Origin of the sequence: Bacillus sp. T33-2 (genome assembly GCF_002860205.1) — a bacterium.
In the GTDB taxonomy this organism is placed as follows: Bacteria; Bacillota; Bacilli; order Bacillales; family Cytobacillaceae; genus T33-2.
On the sequence record NZ_PGVB01000017.1, the window covers coordinates 1 to 24,257 of the forward strand.

General features: G+C 39.2%; 20 protein-coding genes and 2 pseudogenes. 5 read left to right on the forward strand and 17 right to left on the reverse strand.

Going from position 1 to position 24,257, the window contains the following annotated elements; genetic code table 11:
* Window positions 1-55: 55 nt before the first annotated feature.
* From ltrA to CVD19_RS25730, 8 genes and pseudogenes are all read right to left on the reverse strand, one after another.
* Window positions 56-1,336: a group II intron reverse transcriptase/maturase gene (gene ltrA / locus CVD19_RS13270; RefSeq protein ID WP_101582341.1), complete on the reverse strand. Its 1,281-nt coding sequence runs from the start codon at window positions 1,334-1,336 to the stop codon at window positions 56-58.
* Between the two features lie 613 nt (window positions 1,337-1,949).
* Entirely contained in the window at window positions 1,950-2,672 is a 723-nt protein-coding gene (locus tag CVD19_RS13275) for a DUF2812 domain-containing protein (protein WP_101582342.1), read from the reverse strand.
* Window positions 2,669-2,986 (reverse strand): PadR family transcriptional regulator, encoded by a 318-nt coding sequence (locus CVD19_RS13280; RefSeq protein WP_101582343.1) that lies wholly within the window; start codon window positions 2,984-2,986, stop codon window positions 2,669-2,671. Before CVD19_RS13280 ends, CVD19_RS13275 begins: the two co-directional genes overlap by 4 nt.
* Window positions 2,987-3,456: 470 nt before the next feature.
* Window positions 3,457-3,858, reverse strand: a complete 402-nt coding sequence (locus CVD19_RS13285) for a VOC family protein (RefSeq protein ID WP_101582344.1) — start codon at window positions 3,856-3,858, stop codon at window positions 3,457-3,459.
* Window positions 3,859-4,168: 310 nt separating this feature from the next.
* Window positions 4,169-4,735 (reverse strand): DUF4256 domain-containing protein, encoded by a 567-nt coding sequence (locus CVD19_RS13290; RefSeq protein ID WP_101582345.1) that lies wholly within the window; start codon window positions 4,733-4,735, stop codon window positions 4,169-4,171.
* Between the two features lie 502 nt (window positions 4,736-5,237).
* A pseudogene (locus tag CVD19_RS25865) lies at window positions 5,238-5,372 on the reverse strand (DUF4352 domain-containing protein); the annotation flags it as partial.
* 337 nt (window positions 5,373-5,709) lie between these two features.
* The gene (locus tag CVD19_RS13300) at window positions 5,710-7,983 is read right to left on the reverse strand and encodes a PAS domain-containing hybrid sensor histidine kinase/response regulator (RefSeq protein WP_101582346.1); all 2,274 of its coding nucleotides are present in this window, start codon (window positions 7,981-7,983) and stop codon (window positions 5,710-5,712) included.
* A gap of 647 nt (window positions 7,984-8,630) precedes the next feature.
* Entirely contained in the window at window positions 8,631-10,139 is a 1,509-nt protein-coding gene (locus CVD19_RS25730; RefSeq protein ID WP_101582347.1) for a methyl-accepting chemotaxis protein, read from the reverse strand.
* 670 nt (window positions 10,140-10,809) lie between these two features.
* Between CVD19_RS25730 and CVD19_RS13310 the strand changes: the two genes are divergently transcribed.
* Window positions 10,810-11,424 carry a DUF6241 domain-containing protein gene (locus CVD19_RS13310; protein WP_101582348.1) on the forward strand — a complete coding sequence of 205 codons (615 nt, stop codon included), beginning with the start codon at window positions 10,810-10,812 and terminating at the stop codon, window positions 11,422-11,424.
* A gap of 263 nt (window positions 11,425-11,687) precedes the next feature.
* On the opposite strand, the pseudogene CVD19_RS13315 reads toward CVD19_RS13310, so the two are convergent.
* Window positions 11,688-12,049: pseudogene (locus CVD19_RS13315) on the reverse strand (iron chaperone).
* Window positions 12,050-12,628: 579 nt separating this feature from the next.
* On the opposite strand from CVD19_RS13315, the gene CVD19_RS13325 reads away from it, so the two are divergent.
* Both CVD19_RS13325 and CVD19_RS13330 read left to right on the forward strand, forming a co-directional pair.
* Window positions 12,629-13,312 carry a DUF421 domain-containing protein gene (locus tag CVD19_RS13325; RefSeq protein WP_101582419.1) on the forward strand — a complete coding sequence of 228 codons (684 nt, stop codon included), beginning with the start codon at window positions 12,629-12,631 and terminating at the stop codon, window positions 13,310-13,312.
* A 449-nt stretch (window positions 13,313-13,761) separates the two neighbouring features.
* On the forward strand, window positions 13,762-14,118 hold the full coding sequence (locus CVD19_RS13330) for an STAS/SEC14 domain-containing protein (protein WP_101582349.1): 357 nt from the start codon (window positions 13,762-13,764) through the stop codon (window positions 14,116-14,118).
* A 42-nt stretch (window positions 14,119-14,160) separates the two neighbouring features.
* Here the strand turns inward: CVD19_RS13330 and CVD19_RS13335 are convergent, their stop codons facing one another.
* The 7 genes from CVD19_RS13335 to CVD19_RS13360 all read right to left on the reverse strand — a co-directional run bounded on the left by CVD19_RS13335 (window position 14,161) and on the right by CVD19_RS13360 (window position 20,941).
* Window positions 14,161-15,387 (reverse strand): MFS transporter, encoded by a 1,227-nt coding sequence (locus CVD19_RS13335; protein ID WP_180953620.1) that lies wholly within the window; start codon window positions 15,385-15,387, stop codon window positions 14,161-14,163.
* A 10-nt stretch (window positions 15,388-15,397) separates the two neighbouring features.
* Window positions 15,398-16,678: a CehA/McbA family metallohydrolase gene (locus tag CVD19_RS13340; protein WP_101582351.1), complete on the reverse strand. Its 1,281-nt coding sequence runs from the start codon at window positions 16,676-16,678 to the stop codon at window positions 15,398-15,400.
* An 18-nt stretch (window positions 16,679-16,696) separates the two neighbouring features.
* A complete protein-coding gene (locus tag CVD19_RS13345) occupies window positions 16,697-17,545 on the reverse strand; it encodes a carbohydrate ABC transporter permease (protein ID WP_257985130.1) in 849 nt (282 codons plus the stop codon).
* Window position 17,546: 1 nt separating this feature from the next.
* Window positions 17,547-18,428: an ABC transporter permease subunit gene (locus tag CVD19_RS13350; protein WP_101582352.1), complete on the reverse strand. Its 882-nt coding sequence runs from the start codon at window positions 18,426-18,428 to the stop codon at window positions 17,547-17,549.
* 62 nt (window positions 18,429-18,490) lie between these two features.
* Complete coding sequence (locus CVD19_RS25480) at window positions 18,491-18,700, reverse strand: hypothetical protein (RefSeq protein ID WP_257985131.1); 210 nt, start codon at window positions 18,698-18,700, stop codon at window positions 18,491-18,493.
* Window positions 18,651-19,895, reverse strand: a complete 1,245-nt coding sequence (locus CVD19_RS13355) for an extracellular solute-binding protein (RefSeq protein WP_257985132.1) — start codon at window positions 19,893-19,895, stop codon at window positions 18,651-18,653. Before CVD19_RS13355 ends, CVD19_RS25480 begins: the two co-directional genes overlap by 50 nt.
* Entirely contained in the window at window positions 19,895-20,941 is a 1,047-nt protein-coding gene (locus CVD19_RS13360; RefSeq protein ID WP_101582353.1) for a LacI family DNA-binding transcriptional regulator, read from the reverse strand. The genes CVD19_RS13355 and CVD19_RS13360 overlap by 1 nt, the downstream gene beginning before the upstream one ends.
* A gap of 310 nt (window positions 20,942-21,251) precedes the next feature.
* Between CVD19_RS13360 and CVD19_RS13365 the strand changes: the two genes are divergently transcribed.
* Complete coding sequence (locus CVD19_RS13365) at window positions 21,252-21,989, forward strand: hypothetical protein (RefSeq protein ID WP_101582354.1); 738 nt, start codon at window positions 21,252-21,254, stop codon at window positions 21,987-21,989.
* A 43-nt stretch (window positions 21,990-22,032) separates the two neighbouring features.
* Here CVD19_RS13365 and CVD19_RS13370 read toward each other — a convergent pair whose 3' ends face one another.
* The gene (locus CVD19_RS13370) at window positions 22,033-23,565 is read right to left on the reverse strand and encodes an N-6 DNA methylase (protein WP_101582355.1); all 1,533 of its coding nucleotides are present in this window, start codon (window positions 23,563-23,565) and stop codon (window positions 22,033-22,035) included.
* Window positions 23,566-23,874: 309 nt separating this feature from the next.
* On the opposite strand from CVD19_RS13370, the gene CVD19_RS13375 reads away from it, so the two are divergent.
* Complete coding sequence (locus tag CVD19_RS13375; RefSeq protein WP_101582356.1) at window positions 23,875-24,246, forward strand: hypothetical protein; 372 nt, start codon at window positions 23,875-23,877, stop codon at window positions 24,244-24,246.
* Window positions 24,247-24,257: the final 11 nt, after the last annotated feature.

The window sequence follows — 24,257 nt, forward strand, 5'->3', positions numbered from 1 at the left end:
CCGACTGTGTATAAGGATGGAATCAAATGTAATTCAGGAAAATCTTTAGTTCAACTTATATAGGTGAAGGTAGTGGATATTTATTAAGAAAGAGCCTGAATTTATCCCAAGTAAAGGACTTCCTTTGACTTCTTCTGTTTAGCCATTTAAATAGTAAATACTCGATTTTCTCTTTGAAGTTATTGACAGTCTGGGTATTATCTGTGATGCAATAATAGTTGTAGTAACCTATGAGTGAGCGTTTAAACCTATCCATAATGGTATGAATATCTTTATTCCTGTTATTCTTCAGCCATTCTTTGGTTTCTTTTAGTTTGCCTTGGACTTTCTTCCTGCTGGTTTTCCGTTTAACTCGGAAATTACCCTGTTTACTTACCCCACAATAGTGGGTAAACCCGAGGAAATCAAAAGTATCTGGTTTGCCAGTCCCGTCACGTTTTGCATTCTTTTCCGCAAACCGTCCGAAAGGAATAATTTTAGTTTTATCCTCGGCTATTTCCAGGTTAAATTTCTTTAATCTGGCTTTTAATGAATGGAAGAATTGCTGGGCTTCACTTTTATTCTGAAAACAACAAACAAAATCATCTGCGTATCTTACTATATATGCCTGGCCTTTACATTGTTTCCTAACCACTTTTTCAAACCATAGATCAAGAACGTAATGGAGATAGACATTGGCTAATATCGGAGATATCACTCCACCTTGCGGTGTACCAGTGTCTGTCTTGTAGTTCTTACCCTCCTCCATGTATCCACCTTTAAGAAACCTGCTGATTATTCTCAGTAGGTTGGGGTCAGTGATTCGGAGTTTCAAGAATTCCATCATCCATTTGTGGTCAACGTTATCAAAGAATCCTTTAATATCTACATCGACTACATAACTTACTGCTCTCTTCTCAATATATTGATTCAGTATTTTCAGCGCATCATGGCAGTTTCTATTTGGACGGAACCCAAATGAGCAGTCTAGAAAGTCATTTTCATAGATGGCATTTAGTATTTTCGTAATGCCCTTTTGAACAATTTTATCTTCATGTTCCGGTATTCCCAACGGTCTCATCTTGTTTGAGCTGAGCTTTGGGATATACATTCGTCTTACTGGAACAGGACGGTAACTTTTGCTTTTAAGCCTACTTACTAGATCCTCTATGTTTTCTTCCAGGCTGTCACTGTATTGTTCTTTTGTCGTTCCATTGATACCAGTTGCCTTTTTATTTGGCAATTCATGATGACACTGAGTTAAGAATTGCGCATTCAGTAAATGCACCAGAGATGTGAATTTCATTTTAGGCTCTGATTTCGCTAATTCTGCTATCCTTAGTAGTTTTGTTTCCATTAATTATTCCTACCTCTGTGTGTAGTTAATGTGTCCCTAGTAAGGATGATAACTGGTAGCTAGCCTTCCCTCCATCGGCATTACCCAACTTCATTGGTACTACGCTGCTATCCGACTCCCTACACGGCATTTGGTTTCCTTGCTTATTATCGCTTGTACACCATACTCTTCATCTGAAAAGACCGGTAGGGTCTCCCGAGTTGCCGTATCATATCCATGTGTAACGTGCCAAGGTCTCTGACTCCAGGGAGGCTTTACCCTTCTTGCCTTTGACGAAGGATAAAATGTTGCTTTCTGCACGCAGGTAAGGCATCAGCCCTCCCGATTTACTAACGATTATGGAGCTCAATCCCTTCAACCATTTGGCTTTCGTCCCGCCACCTAACTATCTAAGCTTAAAGGCTAAAGTTACCATTAGCCCTCCAAGACTCGCTACGAGCGAATGGCTAGTTCTTACTCGGCGGGAATCCCACCCGCTATATGATACGACCTAGGCTCGGCCGCACACCTGCCCGTTACTTGAATAAGCAAAAAAAGCGATCCTTCGCTCTTGAAGCATCGCCCCCATTAACTCAATAACGGTATCTAAAAACTTTATTTTTCGACTCCTATACTAAGCTCTGTTGCCCCCCATTTTATGATAAAGAGACATGATGACCCAAATAGCAGTTGGAAGTGCGACCGCACCAATTACCATAGACGCTAAGAGGCGAGCTGCACTGTCTGAGTCATCGACAAATAACAATATAATAACAGCAATTAAGAAGAGAAAGAATGGTATAGGTTTCAATAGATTGACTAATCCTTTTTTTCCTTTAACCTTCCATTTGTTATTGTATGTCGCGATTACAGTCCAAGCTGTTGGGATGGCAATTATACTAAGAATAACAGCTATTACATGAAGTAATGATTTTAAGGCACCAGTGCTTATCATTGCTCCAACCCATATGAGTACTGTTATTAAAACTAACGGAATTGCTAGATATTTCATGGAACCAATTGAATTTTCATACTTTTCAACTGATGTGTCACGGTCACTATAAATCGGTTTTGTACCAGGATGTGCTCGAAATAAATGAATATCTCCTTCTGAGGCAATATGCGTCCATCCAGAAGATGAAAAAAAGTAAAAATATTCCTCTTTTTCATCCTCTTTTAATGAACGATAATCTACACTGTAGATATAATCTGAGCTTTCTCCTCTTTTAAGCGCATACCCCATAAACTTAAAGTCACTGACATGCCAACCCTTCAAAGAAAATCGGCGTAATTTTTCCATGTCCTTATCCTCAGAAAAAGCTAACCCACCTGACGTAATATACTTTGTTTGCCTCATTCTAGAACCTCCTTCAATCCAGTTTCCGCTAATTGAATCATCAGTTTTCTTAGCTTCACATCTTCTTCTAATACTTCTCTGCCCTTTTCAGTAAGCAGATATGTTTTACGTCTTGAATCCGACCCATCATGCAAATAAATCCACTCTTGTTTTAATAACTTTTTAATAATCGTGTACATTGAAGCAGGACCTATAGTAATTGCTCCTTTTGTTGTTTCTTCAATTAAGTTCATAATAGCGTAACCATGCCTTGGTTTAGTTAAAGCAGCCATAATATAAAACATTGAATCTGTTAATTGCTCAGTTTTCTTCAACCAATCACCTTCTGTATCTTTTTAAAATATATCATAAAGCGATATATATCTAAAAATATATCATGATGTGATATATATGTCTAGAGCTATATCATAATTTGATACAACACTATGTGATATTTTTCCATAAGAATCAAAAAAGAGCCTTTACAATGGGCTTTTCTCTAAATCTAAAAATATGGATGTTCTTGTCCATTATCCTTCTAACCTGCCCCCTTTGTTCAACAAGGACTTCTACAAATAAAGTGTTAATCCTTCCTGGAAAACGCACCCGTTCGTGTAAGTACTATCCTTCAAAATCTTTATATAATAGCCTACTATGCTCGATACTTTTATTAATTACGGCTCTTCGGAATATGTAGTGGAAAAATAGATTTTAATACTTTATCAAAATATTAATTCATGTAAAGTAGCCCCTAATGTGCAGCATAAAAAATCCACCAATATATTTGGTGGAAAGCTCCGTAAATTTATTGATTTTCATGAAGAACATTGCATGCACTAATTAAATTTCCATCGGGGTCTTTAAAACCGAACCCACCGATACCAGTTTCATCACTTATATTTAGGTTTCCTACTTCAACCTTTTTCTCCACGAGCCAATTATAGAATTCTTTTAACTTTGGAGTATAAAAGTCAATTACACTATGTATAATACCGTTATTTGTATTTAGAAAAGATAAACTCTTGTTAGCTTCGGTTTCAACCAAGAACAAAGAAGGTACACCCTTTGTACTGAATGTAAGCATTGCATTCTTATCTCCTTTAAATTCCACTTTAACACCAAGAATGTCTGTATAAAAATGGATGGATTCGTTAAGGTTTGTTACGGGAATCTCAACAGTAGCTATATGAGAAATGAAGTTAGACACAATTAATACCTCCCTTTAATGTTATCTGTATTATAGTTCTGCATTTTTATCAAAAATCCTGTTCAAAAATCAACTATGAAGTGGTTAACGCAGTTCGTGGATAGAGCGAAATAACAAAGTCAAAGGGTATTCCACCAAATAATCCGAATACCGTCAATTACTTACGCTCATTGTTTTTAAATCCCTCATTATCAATAAATCCTGAATTCCCCATTGCACCTTCGCCTTTTCGAGCAATCCCAGCATATACACCTTCAGAAAGTTTTTCCAGCGAAAAATAAGATGATTGAATTTTACTTTAGGGTAAATTTCAGACCCTTAGAGAGCCACGGAAACCCCTTGCAGCATAGTAGGAATCCGCTCCATTATGGTATACAAATACAGTGTCGTAGCGATAATCACAAAAGATGGCCCCGCCAAGTTTTCTGATACTAGCAGGTGTTTGCACCCAGCTCGATGTCTTCATATCGAAATTTTCAAGTTTCTGCAGCATCCGGTATTGTTCTTCAGTTAATAGTTCAATTCCCATGGCAGTTGCCATATCAATAGCGTTATTTTCTGGTTTGTGTTTTTTTCTTGACTCCAGAGCTTCACGGTCGTAACAAACACTTCTGCGACCTTTAGGACTTTCCGCTGAACAATCATAAAAAATGTATTCGCCCGTCTTTTTATCATGGCCAACAACATCCGGTTCATCGCCAGTGCCCTCCATTTCATTGAGCGACCACATTTTTTCAGTATTAGCTTCGATGTTAGCTTGTACTTCAGCCCATTCGAGACCTTCATGTCGGTGCATGTTCTTCTCAAAACGGGCTCTTAAAGTCCTTAATAGTTCTTCACGTTGTTCTAGTGACAACTCCTTATTTCTCTTTGTCATATTAGTTTCCTACTTGGGTTGTTCTCATAATTGAATAAGGACTGAACTGCTCCTTAGTACAATAACTTCAACAAAAAGCTGCGTTATCCTTCTTAGATAAACGCACCCGTTTGTTTAGCAGGGTTATAAATGAAAATGTAGTCTACTGCTTATCACTCGTCTTTAAAAGAGTTAAGACGAAAAAATCAAGTGATACTATCTCTTGGTGTTTCGTTCATATATTTAAGTAAGTCTAACTTATATTGTGGTGAATAATGTATAGAGCTTTTGGAAAAAGCTTTTTCACCGTGAGATTCATATTTTCTTACCCAATACTGAAGCTTACTAAAATGAAACTAAGTTCTTGGTGCGATAGTTGGTCCCCATCATTTCCTTCTAATTATCGTTTCGCAACTCTAAGTTTTTCTTCGTTCGAAAATTTACCCAAAAGAAAAGCACCTCCAAACTTTAGACGGTGTCTAAAATTTGGGGTGCAGTTCATTACTACCACTGTTTTTTCATACTATTGCAAGTTAACCTTGATCGTTTTGTCTGACCAGAAAGATGGAATATATTGTAGCTGAAGTCCAGTATCTCCTGCTGGTTGTTCAAAAGATATTGTTCCTGAAACTTTTCCACCTGCTGCAAGCTCGCCAGCCTGTAATGCTGTAACATAAAAGTCATAAAGTTATTTTAGAAAAGTATTGGTAGTGATGGATAATCCTTTTATTTTATCTAATTTTTGTACCCAGGCAATGCAACAGGTTTCTACTACTATAATTATAAGTCTGACTCCCTTTACCCTTTATTGTTGTACTGGGGTTCTTTTATAAGCCAAAATGTTATAGTGGAGAAAACAGGATCAAAATACAGGCTTTTATGATGTGGATTAGTCCGGAAAAACCACCAAATAAAAAGGTAATTTTAATCTAATTAGAAAAATCAAAGGAGAAAATCATTAGATATACGATTGCATCAACAATGTTTCCGAGATTCTATTTTGTTGGTTCAACAATGTCATTCAGCAGGGTGAGGAACTCCTTAATTTCAATTGGCTTCGTAAGATAATTTGTAAATCCCTGATTAATGGTTTTCTTAATTTCGTCGGGCATAGCATTCGCACTTAGAGCGACTATTGGAGTCTCAAGTGTTTTTGGAAATCGCTTTAAACAATCAAACACTTCTTGACCATTCATATCAGGCAAATTCAGATCCAGCAGAATCAAATCAAATTTTTCTTTTTGAGCGATCTTTATTCCTTCTTCACCGGTCCGGCCAACAGTGATATTGTATCCTGGCAATAAATTAATTATGCGGTTCAATAAATTAATGTTCGCCTCGTTATCCTCTACATATAAAATCCGGGTGGATCTACTATGATTGATATGAAGTTCTGGATGTTCAACGTGATCGGTTATGATATCTTTTTCTGGCGCTCCAACGTTTAGGCTGAACCAGAAATCACTACCTTGTCCTAAAACGCTGGAAACACCCATATCACCGCCCATTAATACTACTAACTGTTTCGCTAATGGTAACCCAATACCGTTGCCTTCTATTTTCGTTTGTTCTATTCGATAAAAAGGTTTAAAAATATTTTTATGTTCTTCGTTGGATATGCCCTCTCCAGAATCTTTTATGTGAATGATTAATTTATCTTCTGCGCAGGTAACTGATATTTTAACTTCACCATTTATCTGATTATACTTAACTGCATTGTCTAGAAGATTGTACAAAACTTGTTTAATGCGGATGGGGTCAACCGACACATAAACATCCTTACATTCCTCGATTTCTCTAATTACCGAAATGTTTTTCAACATCGCCACTGCTTCAATATTTTTAATACATTCATTGATGGTATCATAGGCATTAACGGTCTCAAGATTAATTTTTATTTTGCCTGTTTCGATTCTGGACAGGTCCAATATTTCATTGATCAACTGAAGAAGATGGCGGCCGCCTTTTATTATTTCCTGGACATAATCAAGGTGTATCTCGTCTAGTTGCGTATCCATTTCTAACAGCTGGGCAAATCCAAGAACACCGTTGAGGGGGGTTCGGAGTTCATGGCTCATTTTAGACAAAAATTCCGATTTCGCCATATTGGCTTGTTCTGCTAATTCCTTAGACATGATTAAACTACTCTCTAATTTTTTTCGTTCAGTAATATCAATAAATTCAAATATATGACCACTGAATTTTTTCTTAAAATTAAAGGGAATATAAGTTGCCTCCAGAATTTTTCCATGTACAGTTTCTATTTCAGCAGATTTGATATTTCCGTCAACCATTGTACTTATGACAAGCTGGTCTATAAATTCTTGATCTTTCCATAGACTATGAAAATCAGGCGCAAATAGCCCAGTGTAGTCTCCAATCTGTCCTGTCAGCCCAAGCGTTTCCAATGCTTTCTTATTAATCATGGTGACTTGTCTTGTGTTGTCTATCACAACGATGCCGTTATCCAAATTATCCAGAAGAGTCTTTTGAAAAGCCAATGTTTCCAGTAATTCCATCTCCTGTTGTTTCTGTTTTGTGATTTCGAAGAATGAAACAAGAGCGGCAGCTTTACCTGATATGGTGATGGGGCTTGAGTTAAGTGAAAACCATCTGGTATGTCCGTTCTTTTTGAGTACGCTTACCTCAACATTTTGGAAGCGCAGGCCTGTTTCAATACTTAAAAAAGCCGGCCATTCTGTGTACGGCAGGGGTTTTCCAAACTCGTCAAACAGCTGAATGCCTAATTGAGCTGCAGTTTCTTCATCGTAAACACCGGAAACCATACCGGTCAATTTTTCAACGTTATCATTTAATGTTGTTACTTTTCCATCTTTTTCTAAAATTAATATTCCTTCACTCATCGTTGTTACAACCGAATGGTATATCATCTGCCTCTCTCGCAGTTCAATTTCCCTGGCTTTGATTCCTGAGACATTGAAAGCTGTCCCTGCTATTTCAGTTACAACACCGTTTTCGAATACTGGCGTTAAGGTGGTAAGATAATAGACATTTTTATAAAACGCTTCGTACTGTACACATTCACCTGTCCAGGCTTTTTCACAAAATTCATGTTTGGCACCGGCCAAATGAGCAGGAAAAATGTCAAATACGGTTTTGCCAATAATATCACCAGGTTCAAGCCCTAATGCATGAAGTAATTTCCCTTTGCAAAATGTATGTATGTACTGATCGTCGTGTTTTTTTACTTTAAATAGCATTCCTGTGTTGCTGTTATCTACCTGAGAAATAAAACTAGAGTATGGCATCTCGTTCTCCTTTGTATGCTAAGTGCTTTATATAGATACGGCAGCTGCATGAAAAAATATACATTCATGTTAACGACTATTTCGTTAATTATATCGTGTGAAAATAAGTAAAATTATGCGGGAAATATTTACCTATTACTTGTTTTAACAGATATACTCTCAAATAAAAAAGAGAGGCTTTCAAGCCTCACCAGTTTAAAAACTATTATAGTTTAAATTTTTTGACCATATCTTGTAAATCTTCAGCCATTGAAGCTAATGCAGTTCACGAAGCATGGATTTCTTGCATGGAAGCAAGTTGTTCTTCTGTTGGTGCTGAGCTGGAAGCATTTGCTTTGGCTAACCCTGTAATAACTTTAGCGGATTCAGCCAGTTCTTCAACACTTGCGGAAATTTGTTGAACAGTAGCCGTTATTTCTACAAGTGGTGGAGTGATATTTTGAGTGCTTTCAAGAATTGTCGCGAACTTACTTTGGTTACTTCAGATACTTTTACACCATCTTCTGCATTTTCATTTCTTCACTCATAATTTTAACGGATTGTTCTGTATCTTTTTGAATGAGTGTAATTAAATTAGCTATTAATTTGGTAGATGGTTGTGGCTGTTCGGCTGACTTCCTCACTTCATCCGCAACTCTAAAATCAACTTAAATTGTTTTGGCGAAATCCACCAGATCTTGTGATGTTTGACTAATCTCTTCTACTGACGCATTCACTTCTTCTGTCAAGGCTGCCTGGGTTTGAGCGAGATTACTGATTTTACTCATGTGATGAATAATTGTTTCGATAAGATCCTTCATTTCATTCAAACTGTTCTCAATGTTTCCGGTGGCATCCGCACTGCTAACGGCGAGTTTTCTGACTTCATCAGCCACCACTCCGAAACCACGCCCCTGCTCGCCTGCACGCGCCGCTTCTATCGCAGCATTTAGACCAAGCAGATTCGTTTGGTCTGCAATGCCTTTGATAAAGTTCGAAATGTTTTGAGTGTCATCTGCATAACTCTTTGCTTTATTGGCAGCGGCAGTTGATTGTTCTTGAGCGATAGCCAGTTCTTGTGCATGATTGGTAATTGAGCTGATTCCCCTTACCATTTCTTCTAGCGAATCCGAAAGCTGTTGCATTCTGCTCGTCATCGTTTCCACAATCAGCTCTTTATTTTTTTCATGAGAAATATCCCTTATCGTCCCGGCTACCCGCAGTGGAACCCCATTTCGATCCCGAAGTGTGGCTCCACCTGCCTGGAACCAGCGATATTCCCCATTTTTCAATTGTATGCGGTAGCTAACATCAAATGGAGTTTTTCCAGAATAGTCATTCAAATGGGCAGCAAAAGCTGCTAGTGTCATTTCAGAATCCTCTGGATGAATTCGGCTGGACCAGCTGCTCATGACATTCGGAAAATCCTTCTCATCTGTGAAACCAAGTGTCTTTCGGAATTGAGGAGACCACCATAACTCATTATTAGGATTAATCACATCACCTGCGACAACCGTCATATCCCAAGGTGCCTCTACAAGCGCTTGATTGATCAGGTCGTGTCTGGTAACTAATCCCTTTAACTCTTGCTCCTTAAGTTTCTTTATGTTGATATCAAATAACGCACCCGCCACTAATACAGGTATTCCATCTGAATTCCTTACCGACGCTCCGGTTGCATGAATCCAGCGGTATTCTCCTTTAGCAAATACACGGTATTCCATATCAAAAGGAGTCTTGCCCGTACGGTCAACTAAGTGTTTATTGAAATTTTCAAGTACTGCGTCCAGGTCTTCAGGATGTAAAATTTTTAACAAGCTGCCAAGGCTGTTCGGGAAGTCAGTTTCATCCTGATACCCAAGGATTCTGCGCACTTCATCTCCCCACACGAAAGTATTTTCAGGATGATCCGGATCTCCATTTACGATGTCCATTTCCCATAATCCAACTTCAATAGCTTCAGTCACCAGTTGCAACCTTGTCGATAATCTTTCTTCGCGTTTATTCATTTGTTGTAGGATTATATTGATATTTTCGATAAACTCCGGATATCCCGGATCTTCACTAGAAAAGTCGAATGAACCACTGAAATCATTCTTTTCCAACGCTATGCGCAGTTTCCTGCTCTCCTCCAATAACGAGGTAGATATTCCGTTTGAAGCTGACTTGAAAAACATACACATTTCTCCTTAAAGTTATCTAATAACGGACTTTAACAGACTATTTTCACAACACTATTCTTCTTTGCCGTTTTCTTAACGTGAAAGCATAGCAGTTATCTTCATTGAGATGAATTAGATCTCGAATTTTTCAAAATTATATCTTTTATCCTAGGATTCTTTTATTTTACACGTTAGAGTAACAAAGAATATGAGTAAAAAGAACTATTTATCGAATTTTATCGAAATTTGTCGATTTTCCTGTTGATTTTCTTTTCAAAAAATGTCCTCTGATTTCACTTATAAAACTAAATACTAATTGAACTACTGACAAGGAGAATAATATTTAAATATAAAGAGGCAATATAAGAAAAAACCGCCTGATGCGGCATCTGGCCCTAACGTACGTTTTTATTGTAGGGAAATTTACTAACTTAATACTACATTTATATAACAAATTTTATTGGATAGGTAAGCTATCCTTGAACACCAAATTCCTGTTAAGCTTTCCGTACAGTTCCAAATATTGTATTAAGGATAAGTGCACGCTGACAAAGAAAATTATTTATACGCTTACTATTTCCCTCCATAAAATATATAATCTAAATTAAAATGAACATATAAAGGAACATTTCGGGCCGTTGACTCAGGACTGTTAAACTTAAGAATAAGCAGGTGTTGCTATATTATGAGAACTGAATTGCAAAAAGAAAAAAACAAGAAGCTGTTCATTGCATTAGTAATCCTTGTTATTATGCTGATAATTGCTGCATTTGCAGTTTATAAGATTAACGCAAACGCTCGTTCTTATGAATTACAACTGCAAGAGAAACAAAAGTACGAAGAAGAACGACTTGCTGAATTAGCGAGAGAACGAGGAGAAGAAGCAAAACGCGCTGAAGAAGAGGCTGTTAAAGAACTTTCAGAACGAATTGGTTTCATTGATGGGATTGAATATGACACTGGACTTACTCCAGAATCTACCGAAGATCAAGTGATGGGTGTAATGCACAAAATGACGCATCAGAAAGTTAGGGCAGAAAGAAAATTTGGTGCTATTCCAATGGTTGAAGACACTGTTAGTCAAGTGTACGACATAGTTTCTAATAGTAACTTTGCTGAAAAAGAGAAGTTGCTTGAGATTGCAGGAAATTGGAAGAAGGGTTGGTTCGATAACATTCATTCTGATCACAATTTCCTTTGGGAGCACCAAGAAGGTTCAGTTGGTAAAGCATACGGCGTTCTAAGTTCTGCTGAAGAAAATGAATTCGTAAGGGAAAACTTCCCTCAATATGTCCAATAATAAGCTGAATGGCTTATTATTTTTACTTTTTACGCTTAAATTTTAATAATCCCTCTTGTTAAACCTGCCAGTAGTAGTTAAAGTACGAAATTTCACAAATCCAAATAGAAACAAAAAAAATAAGCTGCAGAGGCAGGCTTATTGAACAATTTCCATATGCAGTGTATTAAAATGACCGTAATTTGCGGTATCCTTTCGTGTAGGTGGCCTCCCAGAAACCTTAAGAAGCCCTAACAGACTTTCTAAGGGCTATCCTCGTTTTTCTATTTCCGCCAAAAAGTTGAACAGTCTGCCTTATTCAAAATATTAAACTCGATCATTTTCTCAAGTAATGAGAAATCAACCGGACTATCCCACGTACCAACTCCTTGCTATGATCATAGCCAGCCTGCAAATGCCAGCAGAAAAATGATTAACCCCTGCCCTTTCAGGGGCAAAGCCAAATGATGTTTGGCTACGCTAAAGCCAATAATAAATGTGCCGTGATGGGTAAACACAGGCTGATTCCACGCAATTTTTGGCATTAAACCCGGAAATTTCTTAGTACCCAAGTTAAAACTTCTTCCGTTCGGCCCCGATGGTGCGGGTTGTCAATATGCGCTAAATATTCTGCAAAAACTTCCACGTTGGATCGCTCCTAAAATAAAAATTATGTCGTTCAGACAGGTTCCTCAAACCCATGAATCGGCTACACTTAACTGGACAATAAAATTAAGTTCAAGTAGACTAAATGCCAAATCTGGGCATACTGCCGTTAAGTATAAGTGATCCGTACCAGAAACTTTGTATGGGTGATATGTGCTAAACTCGTTAAAAGTTTAGAAATTTTGTTGTTTGGTACCATAATTATCATAACAACAACCTTATTATATGTAGTTGGTTTACAATATAGATTTTGGGATGATCCAATTGCATTCCCACCTATTATTCCCAGGGCCTTTCCTTTTGATTTTTCAATGATACCTGTAGCTTACAAGTTGTTACTATCAATATTTTAGAACATGGAAATTTTTTATAACCGCCTCAATCAATATGATCTTACATACGCCTTTATTGGTGAACCTTTTTGCGGTGGGTCAAACTTGTTTATTATTTAGAGTGGAGATACAGTTATTCATTCATATATTACATCATCGTTGGAATTTCTAATTTTCTCAAGCTCAAGATTTTACAACTAAGTAAAATTTATATTGGAGGAAAAACTTTGGTAGAAGTTAATATTGGTTTACTGACCATCAAAACCATCGTAGGTTTTGTCACCTTATTTTTTATCATTATCGTAACCGGAAGAACATCCATGTATCAGTTAACCCCGTTTCACTTAGTTTTTGTGTTAGTACTTGGAGATTTTTTAGGGAATACCATTTATGAAGATAAGGTAAGCACTTTTCATTTTTTATATGCCATCGGATTATGGACGCTTCTTATGTTGGGAATAGAGTTTTTGACTCTAAAAAATAAATCGACACGTTCTCTGTTATTAGGCGATCCTAACATCATCATTCGGGATGGAGTCATGGATCGAAGGTTACTTAAGAAAAACAAATTGGATGTAAATCAAGTACTGAGTATACTCCGTCAAAGTAATGTTTTTTCAGTTAGGGAAGTCAAATACGGTATATTGGAAGCTAATGGACAAATAAGTTTATTATTACAATCCAAGTATCAAAAACCAGAAAAGCAAGATCTCAATCTTCCAGAAAGTCCAGTAAACCTCCCAACATCGTTAATTATAGATGGGGAAATTTTATGGTATAATTTACATGAACTCGGATTTGATCAACAGTGGTTAGATCACCAATTATCTATCAATGGATATGATAATGTGAAACGTATACTCTACGCAGATTGGCGTGAGAGCGAAGGCATACATATAAGTCCCAAATAAAATTTTGGGTCTTCCATAATCGGGCGCGATTGTAGAATAAAACTAAGATTTTTAAACGACTTTATTGCTAAAGCATTCTTTATAAAAATTTAACAACCTTATTACACCCCCCATCCAAAACAGGACGGGGGTATGCATGTTAGAGGTATTAAACTTAAATAACTTATTGATCTTGACATTTCCCTATTGCGGGTGGTGACAGCTTCGCTGGTACTACCCCTTTTCCCAACGTTGGCCGCCCTCCATTTTATTCTAGATGATTTCGTGAACTGCTACAGCTGTATATTTTTTGTCCATATGCTTATCGTCTAACAAAACAATATAGTTGGCAAGCAGCGAGGCAAGACCCAGACAACCCTTTTTTGATAAGGGGTGGGAAGACCCACCATTTGTTTTAATAGGATATGGTTGGGTATGGTTGTATATAAAAAATTTTGGAGGTACTCACAATGATTACATTCAGGCCGAGCAGGGATTTATCAACCATAGCCCTGGAGTTCGAAGGTAACGCCACAAAACAAGACGCAGAAAAGCTGGATGACTACGTGAAAACCAGCTTCACAGAAGACCAAAAATTCAACATCCTCGCTGTCATACATGATGTGGACGGCTCTACTTTGAGAGGGGTGGTCGACGGTGTAAAGTTTGATGCCAAACGCTGGCGGCAGTTCAACAAATTTGCGGTCGTGAGTGAACTAGACTGGCTGGCGGCAATGACGATGCTTGGCAATTATTTGCCCGGTATTGAGGCAAAGCATTTTGGGCAGGATCAGATTGAAGAGGCCTGGGATTGGATAAAACAATAACATAACCGGCAGGGAGCCCTGGCTCTCTGCCGCCTGAAGTACTTATTGGGTAATTCCTCTTGAAACAGACCGTAAAAAAAGATGTGGCAAAAGACCAATTAAAACAACCAATATGATAAATCCCTGAATATAAATCTGGGAATGGCCGTCAATATTGTATATGGCATATAACATCAGGACACTGGATATTCTGCCGATACTGAGGGCCGCTTCCCTCGCCACAACAAGTTCCATCCGCAGCTTACCCTTCTGGTCATGATCGGATATATTGTTCAAAGCAATTGTGTGAAATGGAAGCTCGAACAAGGGCATACAGATTCCAGACAATACCCCATAGATTAATAGCGTAGTCCAACTCACTTCAAATACCAAGCCCAACAGCGCGATACTCAGAAACACATTTCCGATCAACATATACTTTAAGCGCCGCTTTCCTTTGCCATACTTCCCTACCATATAATACATAAGAAATGTAAGGCCCGTTGATAGAAGTGAAAACGCCCCTAACGCAGACTCATCTTTTGTGACCATGAACACCCAAACAAGAATGACGAATGACAGCACGCCTCCTCGAAAGGCGTTTGCCATGAAGGCGTACGTCAAGGCCCTCCATTCACGATTACCATGGACAGCAAGCATTTCACGCCAGTAGAATTTCTTTTCGCCATCTTCCCGTGGAAATTGAAGACTTAACAGAATGGTAAAAAAGAAAATCACAAAGGAGCAGCCAAAAATAATATAGTATCCTGATAACCTCTCGAAATTGACGATGAACAAGCCTGCCAGAAACGGGCCAAGCATTTGGGAAATGGAATTCACCATCCCGTTGACACCATTGAACCAGTCCCGGTTTGAATTCGTCGTATAGTCCACCGACATGACGTTGATTGACAGCCAGTAAAACCCCGAACCAACCCCAAACAACAGTCCAAGTAAAACGACATGATCCCCTGCCTGCTCACCCAACAACAAGATGCATAGATAAAATACAAATTGAAAACTATTGCCGATAATCAAGCCATTCCTTTTTGAGGTCCGTTTGCCCAGCCAGCCCGCCGCTACAAAGGCTGGCAGCCATGCAATATACATCATCAAATTGAACAAGACGACGATCCCAAACTGTTCAGTGACTTTAAACAAAAAGATATTAACAAAAATATTCGATAAACTGTTTGCTAAAGTATTTAACCAGCTTACTGCCAACAGTGTTTTAGTAGTTTGAAAAAACTGCAGTGAAGACGGAATGGGATTTGATGCTTCTTTGATCACAAATCCCACCTTATTTCTTCGGAACGGAAGTTTCAAAATAAATCGGGTTGCTCATTGCCGCCAAAAGAACCGCATCGACGACCTCAAAATAACGCCATATTTCAACCCTTATAAACATTTGATTTTCAATTTTACAGCTCAGTTCCTTGCTTCCGGCCCCGTCCTCGCACCGTCTCTCCTGAACATCGACATCTGATATGATCTTGATGATGTCACCTTCGATTAAATGATTCAGCTTCACGATAAGAGATTCACCACTGACTGGAATTACATCGCCCATCTGGTACTGGCCATAGGCCAAATCAATTGTCGGACCATGCACATCGTAACTCATAAAGGCATGGCCTTTATGCATGCCGTCCAATATGGCTGCCATCGTTTTGCTCCCGCTCCAAACATGAGTCGTTGGAGTACCGTGTTCAATGAATTTTTCCGGTCTGTGTACATCACTGCCTCCAACCGCCACAATCCTCTTGCCTTTGCAAAGCTGTTCATGCCACCAGGCAAGTGTATGTTTATTTTCCTTCCTCCACGGTCCGTTCCATACTTCAATCCAGTCGAACGGCACCTCAAAATCATACTCCCACGGGCAATTGGAACAATGGGGGTGATTTAAAACAATTGTCGCACCCTTTTCTTTGGCATTCAGCAGTGCTTCATTCATCCGTTCCGTTGTACTGAAGCGAAAATCAATGCCCGGATTGACGAGACCGAGCAAATTACTGTGGCCTTTATGTGTAGTCAGCTCCATTCCGGGAATAAAAACGAGTGATGTATCCCTTGGGTAAGTTAAGTTTTGGCTGATCGTGTTATGGTCTGTAAGGGCGATGAAATCAAGGCCCTTTTGCTCCGCTTTAGCGATTACGTCCGCAAACGTGAATTTGCCATCGCTGTGAACGGTATGCGTGTGCCAATCCCCTTTAAGCCATGACCCTTCACTTTTTTCCATTTCAATTGCGATGTTCACTGTACAGCCTTCTGGAGATATTTTATATAAACCTAGCAATACGGCCCATACACCTTCCGGCAGCTCCCCATGAAGATAACCTGGTGTCGCATGGTGCGCCTCAATGGAAAATTCTTTCCTCGCTCCCCCGCTCCAGCCGCGAATTGCTAAAGGATCCTTTACACCAAGATCCACAATGGATGCGCCGGTGCCATTATGCAATATTTCATACTTCACATGCAGTTTTTTTACATGAACAGGCATCTCAAACTCGACTTCCAGGCAGGAGCCTTGTTCATTCGGTGATATAGTTCTTGACAGGTTTTGAACGATGGTGTTTTTCATATGTACTCCTTTTTGCGGTTATTCTTTCGTCGACCCCAGCGTGATTCCTTTCACAAAATATTTCTGAACAAAAGGATAAATAATCAGCAATGGGATCAAGGCAATCATGATGCCGGCCATCCTGACATTATTGGTAAAGAAATCACTGCTCGACGTTGAGTCAGATGTAATGATTAATGAACGAAGTGCGAGCTGCAGCGTGAATTTTTCGGAATCATTGATATACAAAAGCGCACTGGTGAAGTGGTTCCACCTGCTGACAAATTCAAATAGTGTAATGGTCGCCAGCCCCGGTTTTGCCATTGGCAAATAAATTTTATAGAAGATTTTAAAGTCACTTGCCCCGTCTATTTTTGCAGATTCAGAGAGACTGTAAGGGACTGACATGAAATAATTTCTCATTAATAAAATGCTGAAGCCTGATACAAGGCCAGAGATGATTAACGATGTCAGCGTGTTTAACAGACCCAATTCTTTATTAACGATATAAAGAGGAATCATGATTGCTTCAGCGGGGATCATCATGGTAACCATGATGAGTGTAATGATGATTTTTTTCCCGAACAGTGTCGGCTGAATCAGGACATAACCAGCCATAGAGGCAAGGACAACATGCCCTGCCGTCCCGAAAATTGTCACAATGGTATTGTTTAAAAAGGGACGCCAAAGCTCCAATCGATTCCAAATCGTTTCATAACCACTGAACGAAAACTCATCTGGCCAAAGTTTAATCCCCGGCCGCATTGATGCGATATTGGAAGATAAAGATACCGCCCATGTATTAATGATTGGAACAATCATGATGAGTATCAGCAGCAAAAGAAACGCAGTGTTGAGGGTGGTGAATATTTTTGATTGTTTATTCATGCTACAATGACTCCTCATCATATTTTAATAAGCTTCTCGTCACCAATGAGAGAATCAAAGTCATCAACAATACGAGAAACGCTGCTGCTGATGCAACCCCCATCTGAAACTGCAAAATGCCCTTTTCATATGTATAAGTCATAAACACATTCACTTCGTGCGCAATGGCCGGATTGCTGAAAATGAAGATCTGGTCAAAGATCCTTAAAATCCCCATCACATTAAGCAAAAGTACAACTTTCAGGGTGGGCACCAGCTGTGGCAGAGTAATATGGCGGATTTTGTTCCATCTGTTAGCCCCGTCGACGCTTGCAGCTTCATAGAGCGAAGGATTGATCCCGACGATTGCTGCCAGGTACAAAATACAGGTGTAGCCCATGTCCTTCCAGATGGCTGTTATGATCATAACCGGCTTTGCATAGTCTTCTTTCACAAGAAAATGAATGGGTTTTTCATTTCCAAACCATTTCAGTAATTCATTGACCAGCCCTCCATCTGGGGACAGAAGAAAAATCCAAATTCCGCCCACGACTACCCAGGAAAAAAGGTGAGGCAGATAGATCACGGTTTGAGTGAATCGTTTGAAAACGCCATTTATGACTTCATTCAAGGATATGGCAATGATAATCGGAAAAATAAATCCGATAATGAGGATTCCTCCACTAATCGCAAACGTATTAATGGTAGCTTGCAAAAATGCGGGGTCCTTAAGTACATACATATAGTTGTCAAAACCGATAAAAGGACGGTCTCCGATGATCCGGAAATCCTGAAGGCTGATGATGAAGCCCCGGACAAGAGGATAATAGGCAAATAGAATAAAATATAAGAATATCGGCAACAACATTAAGTATAGAGAATAATGTCTTTTTATGGCTTTCATAGTCCAGCACCTTTACGTAAGAGGCTGGACAGAAGGGAATACTCACTTCTGTCCAAGTCTGATTATTTGTCTATTAAATTAGCATCCAGCAGTTCTTTATGCATTTTGCTGACCGCATCCTTCGCAGCCATTTCACCCATCATGGCCTGGAAGGCGTATTTCGTTACGATCTTCTCTGCGTCTGCCCAATCAGCAGTGGAAACTTCAACGGTTGAGTCATTTTCAATGCTGTGCTTCTTTCGCTCCCGGGTATGTGCCGATCGGGTTTTCAAATTTTGTGTTGTTCGGGAAAGGAGCCCCGTGATCCATTCCATGCTCTTTTCCTGTTTCAGTCAGTTCATACTTTCCGTTATTTACGGTGTAATCATGGTCTTTAATTCCGAGCGTTCCTAAAATATTGCCTTCTTCAGAATGCCAGAACTCTAAAAATTCCATCGCGGTGTCCGGCTGTTCTGCATTCACTGGTACGGCCCACAAACTTGGGTCGCCACGGCGCAGCATCTTTTTCCCGTCAGGGCTTTCGGCACCTGCAATACCTTTTGCTTCAAACGTTGTTTGAGGGTCTTCAGTTTGTTTAATGTTATTAAACAAGCCTACCCATGCATCCCAATATGTGACCATTCCCACACGGTCTGTCAGGAACAATTCTCTCATTTTTCCAGAATCATTCGTGGCAAAATTCGGATCCAGGATCCCGTCTTTATATAATTTCGCGAACCATTCATAAACTGGCACTGCTGCTTCCGTTGCATACGGAATCGTGCGTTTTCCGTCCTCTATTACATACCGGTATTTCACGCCCTCTGCACTCATGAACCCTTGAATATCATAAAGGCCTGCAGTGGATAAACCGTATGTGTCATTTTTGCCGTTTCCATCAGGATCTTTTTCTTTAAAAGCTTTTAGCACTTCATAAAACCCATCCAGCGTATCTGGCGCCTCGAGTCCGAGCTTGTCCATCCAATCCTGGCGAACCGTTGGCAGGGTTCCGCCTTCAAACTTGTTAAATACCCCATAAATCTTGTCATCCTCTGTCCGGACAAGATCCCATTCTTCCTCTGGAATCACGTCAGAGTCTGAAAGAATTTTAGATTTCTCCACTTGTTTTGTTAAATCTGTCAGGACACCTTGCTCCACCAAAACGTCCAGCATTGGCTTCGTTAAATAAACAAGGTCAAATTTTTCACCCGAAGACATGGATGCCAGCAATTTTTGATCATAATCTGCAGGCGGTTTTTCCATTTCCACTTTAATGCCTGTCAATCTCTCAATTTCTTCTTCAAATTTCTGATGCTCTTCAGGATCCTTCCCGCCAACTACATTTGTCAAAATACGAAGTGTCTTTTCTTCTTTGTTGGTGGCAGCTGCTTTTTCAGACTCTTCGTTTGAACTGCAGCCTGACAAAAGGATGCTGCCAGCAAGACCTAACGTCATGATTTTATGGACATAGCTAGATTTTGATTTCATTATTTATCGCTCCTTGCTTTAGATTTAGAAGTGGCCACTGATGTTGATTCTCTGTAATTGAGATCTGCCGGGATAATAATTTTTTTCACAAGCTTCTTGTCTGAATCGATTTGATCAATCAATAATTTGGCAGCTTCCGACCCTAAAAGCTCAGCATTGAGTTTTACACTTGATAAAGGAGGGATCAGTTCACTTTGAAAAATAGAATCATCACTGAACGCAAAAACAGACAACTGTTCAGGAATGGCAAGGCTTAGCATTTTGGCAGCCCGGTACACACCGAGTGCCATCTTATCTGTATCAACAATAATTGCAGTTATGTATGGATGCTGCTGTAGCATTTCCAAGGTTGAATTGAAGCCAAAATCAACGGAAGTGTCTATGCCGTTATGATATAAAATAAAACCTGCTTCATATTCTTTTTTATGATCCATATGTGCCCATTTGAAACCGGCCTCACGGTCAATGGAAACTGTCCGTTCCCTTGGCGCATTGAGGAACATGATATTTTCATGCCCGTTATCCAGAAGGCTGGATGCCACTTCATAAGCAATTCCAATATTGTCATTGTCCACATAGCTCGTTGCATGTTCATAAGCAGGGGGCGGTTTGCCGATAATGACAGTTGGCATCGCTTTAATCGCCTCTCTGCTCAATCTCGGATCTTCATATGATGGATCCATGATGATTTCCCCGTCCACTGGGATCGATACTTGGTTTTGAATTTCAGGCTGATGCTGCTGAGAGAGAGTATTCACAAGAAGCTGATAGCCCATTTCATGACATTCATGAAGCACGCCATTTAATAAGGACAAATGAAACTGGCTGAACTTAATCTTTTCCGCCTGCATCTTCAAACCGATGATTTTCGTTTCCTTCATCGTGAGGGACCGTGCAAAATAATTGGGCTTATAGTTTAACTCCTTCGCGATTTGTAAAACTCGTTCGGATACTTCCTTGCTTATGGGCCGTTTTTTGCTAAACACATTCGAAACTGTACTTTTCGAAACACCAGCAGCTTCTGCAACTTCCTTTATGGTTGCCAAAGCCCTCCCTCCCTTACAGGTTACATATTAAACCGGTTTTATTAAGCTAAAGCCGGAATGCCCATAACTTACGGTAAAAATTGTAGGCATTTTGTAAATTTCGATTAAGTTTCATAAATTTTTGCATAGCTTTGTCGAATCGGGAGGCAGTTTGGTAAAACCGGTTTCATGACTTTGAAAATTTGAAAACGGAAGAGACCAGGCTCTCCAGCTGTTCCAATATATTCTTCCAACATATCGCCCGGTTTTTTACACGGTGGGAAAAATAGCTGATATAATACGATTAGTTTAAAGCTTGGGGGGAAATGTTTTGAACAGACAAGAGAAAATAGATAGAATTGCCAGGGAAAGGCTAGCACTGGAAAACAGTATTAATTCTCTCATTAAGGACAGGATCAGCCATATACAAATCGCGAGTCCAGAATTAATGCCGTACGGCTGGAGGAAGTCCGGCAAAGGCAGGACAGTGTGGAGAATCATCGAGGAAGTGATTAGCCAGAACCTCGAGATGTATGGCAGTGAATATGGCTTTGAAAAAGTGGTTCCTGCTGACTCAGAGGTTGGGGTTTATGATTTTGAGTTTGAACTTGAAGCCGGTTTTAACTCGTTTGTAAACATCAAATCTGCCGTATTTGGCGGCCGTGTGAATAAGGATGATGTTTCAAAGGCGGATGGCTTGATCAATTTTATTGAAAATAATCCTTCTGTCAATTTATATGTGGCCACCTTCTTGATCAAGTTCAATCCTGACATGAAGGTTGAGCTGTTGAAATGCATTGTGTGCCCGACAGCCTGGATACCTGATGTTTATGTCAATCCAAGCAATAACGGGAATCTTCAGTCAGCCAAGTTTAAAAATGTGGACGAAATGGTCCAAAGAACCAATGAAGAATTCCTGGAATTGCTGAAAAAGGAAAATAAAATTGCCAAGCTTGGCGGCAGGACAAAAATTAAAAAGACAATTGCTGACAAACTTGAAGATGGCGAATATATTGCCGAAATTGCGGAATTGCTCGGCGTTAAAATAGAGGATTTATTAGAGATTTAATACGACGAAACCCCAAAAGATTTTCCTTTTGGGGTTTTCTTGTTTAAGTATTTTTAATTAGATTCAATGTGAAATTTTTAATCATCAAATTGGTCTTTTCGGTTATTCCAGCTATGTTGTTCACCAAAGCATTTATCTCTTCCAGCACATGATCATAAGATTCCTTATTCTTCGCATGCTCGTAAGCCTTTAAAGCGAGATTTCCCAAAAGGATTTTTTCTCCCTCATTTACATTGATTAATGGAATCCGTGATACATAACCTGAAGTGATCATATTGGATCGAATCAAAATTCCTCTTACCAAATAAGTCACCAATCCTGAATTAAGATAGGCCAATAACCACCAGGCATCTGTGTCCTCACAAATGATATTGGCATTGACCCCGTACGTGGAGCCCTCCGGCAGCCGACTCGCGGTAAACTCTACTCCCATTGAAGAGCAGGTAATTCCAGGTTTATATAAGAGCTGCTTGTTCCTGACCATGAAGTTTTTAATCTCACTGTCAAATTTCAGGAAATCCTTGTGCAAAAACAGATTGTTTTCCGTAAAAAATCTATTTTTACCTGGATTTTTATAAAATGGTATCATGAACGGGTCCGCTTTTACTTTCGACAGGTATAATTCATCCTTGCCTGTCGAGATCCCTGTTACACATTTAAACCGTTCTCCCAGCCGGTCATTGGCAAAAAGCAGCTTTATATCATCCGGACATTCAATAATGAACTCATTATTATCTTTTTCATTGGATAATATGATATCGGATAACTGGTAGCCCTTGCTGTTTCCTGTTTCAAAATCTACAAGTTGTTTCTCTAACTGAATTTGAAAATCCGCTTTTGACAATGGACGGTTGCTGACGAAAACTTCCCCTTGATATTGTTTTCCTTTTTGCAAAATCAATATGCTGGTTCTTACGTCTGCTGCCTGGTCATGGAATAAGTCGTTGGAGCACATGGTCACTTCATGAATGGTGCATTCATTTAATATTTTCTTCCTGAGGTCTGCATGTGCTTTCGATGTAAAAAAGGAGTCGTACGTAATCAGGCCGATCAATGCGCCTTCCTTTGCCACATCAATGATTGCCGATATGAACATGCTGTACATATTATGAACACCCACATCAGCAAACAGCTGTTGCAGCTGTTTCTTGTTATCCCTGATATAGTTGACTTCATGGCAATTATAGGGTGGATTGGCTATATAGTAATCGTAATCCAGTTCACTTGTTCTTTCTTGATCATCGAGGCCAACCAAGTCCTCAAAGGAAATTTGCACATCATTTCCGTAAGCCTTAATTTCACGGTAGTATTCAATAAAGTCTCTTTGACTGAAATTAGATCTGTAATCTTCTTTATATTTAAACACATCTATCCCATCAACCATTTTGCCCCGGTTGAAAAACTCTTCCAGCAATTCCTCTTTTCCAACGCAAGGGTCTAAAACTTTATTTCCGTCGGGATTGATCATCAATAGACGTTTACCAATATATTTCGAAATAAAATCAGGGGTGAAATAATAACCTAGCTCCCGCCTGTCTATATTATCCTGTTCCACAACTTTCAGGTGCCTGCCCAATTCTATCTCCTCCTACTGAAAATTATATTATACTACAAAGCAGGTGACTATAAAGGGGTTGTCGAATTTTGGAGATTAAAAACAACCAGTGTTTATTTACTAACAACTGGTTGTTTTGCAGAAAGCTTTCTAATCGGAACAATGGCGGTCAGCAAGAACTGCCCCTCAATCTCTTTGCTTACACTCCCCCCAGCTGATCTTTGTTCAACTTGTCTATGAAACTTAATTATGTTTCAATTATTGACTAGTCCCAAATACTCACTTAACATGGTATATAATACCTATTTTAATAGTGGGTGAGGTGTAAACTTGAAAATAGAAAGTGTAACGACTCTTATCAACAAAGTAGTCCTTGAGGAAAAGTACAATATAGCACGGGAGTTAATTGAGCGAGACTGGGAACGCCTAATCGAATATAAAAATTACCAAGTGTTAAATGGTGAGGCGAAACAATTCCTCAAATTTATCAAGGAAGAAAAAGAGAATGCTGCTAATTTTTCTTTAACCCACACCGAAAAGAAAATTCTTAATTTACTCAACCAGACTATCCGTGATATGAATCTGCGTTATGCCAAACGCTTATTTGAACAACACCAAGAACTGATATACAAGCCTACTGGGCAAAGTTGGCTGACCTCGGAAGCGCGGTATATATGTGATGTGTGGAATAAACATAAATGAGGCAGTTCAAA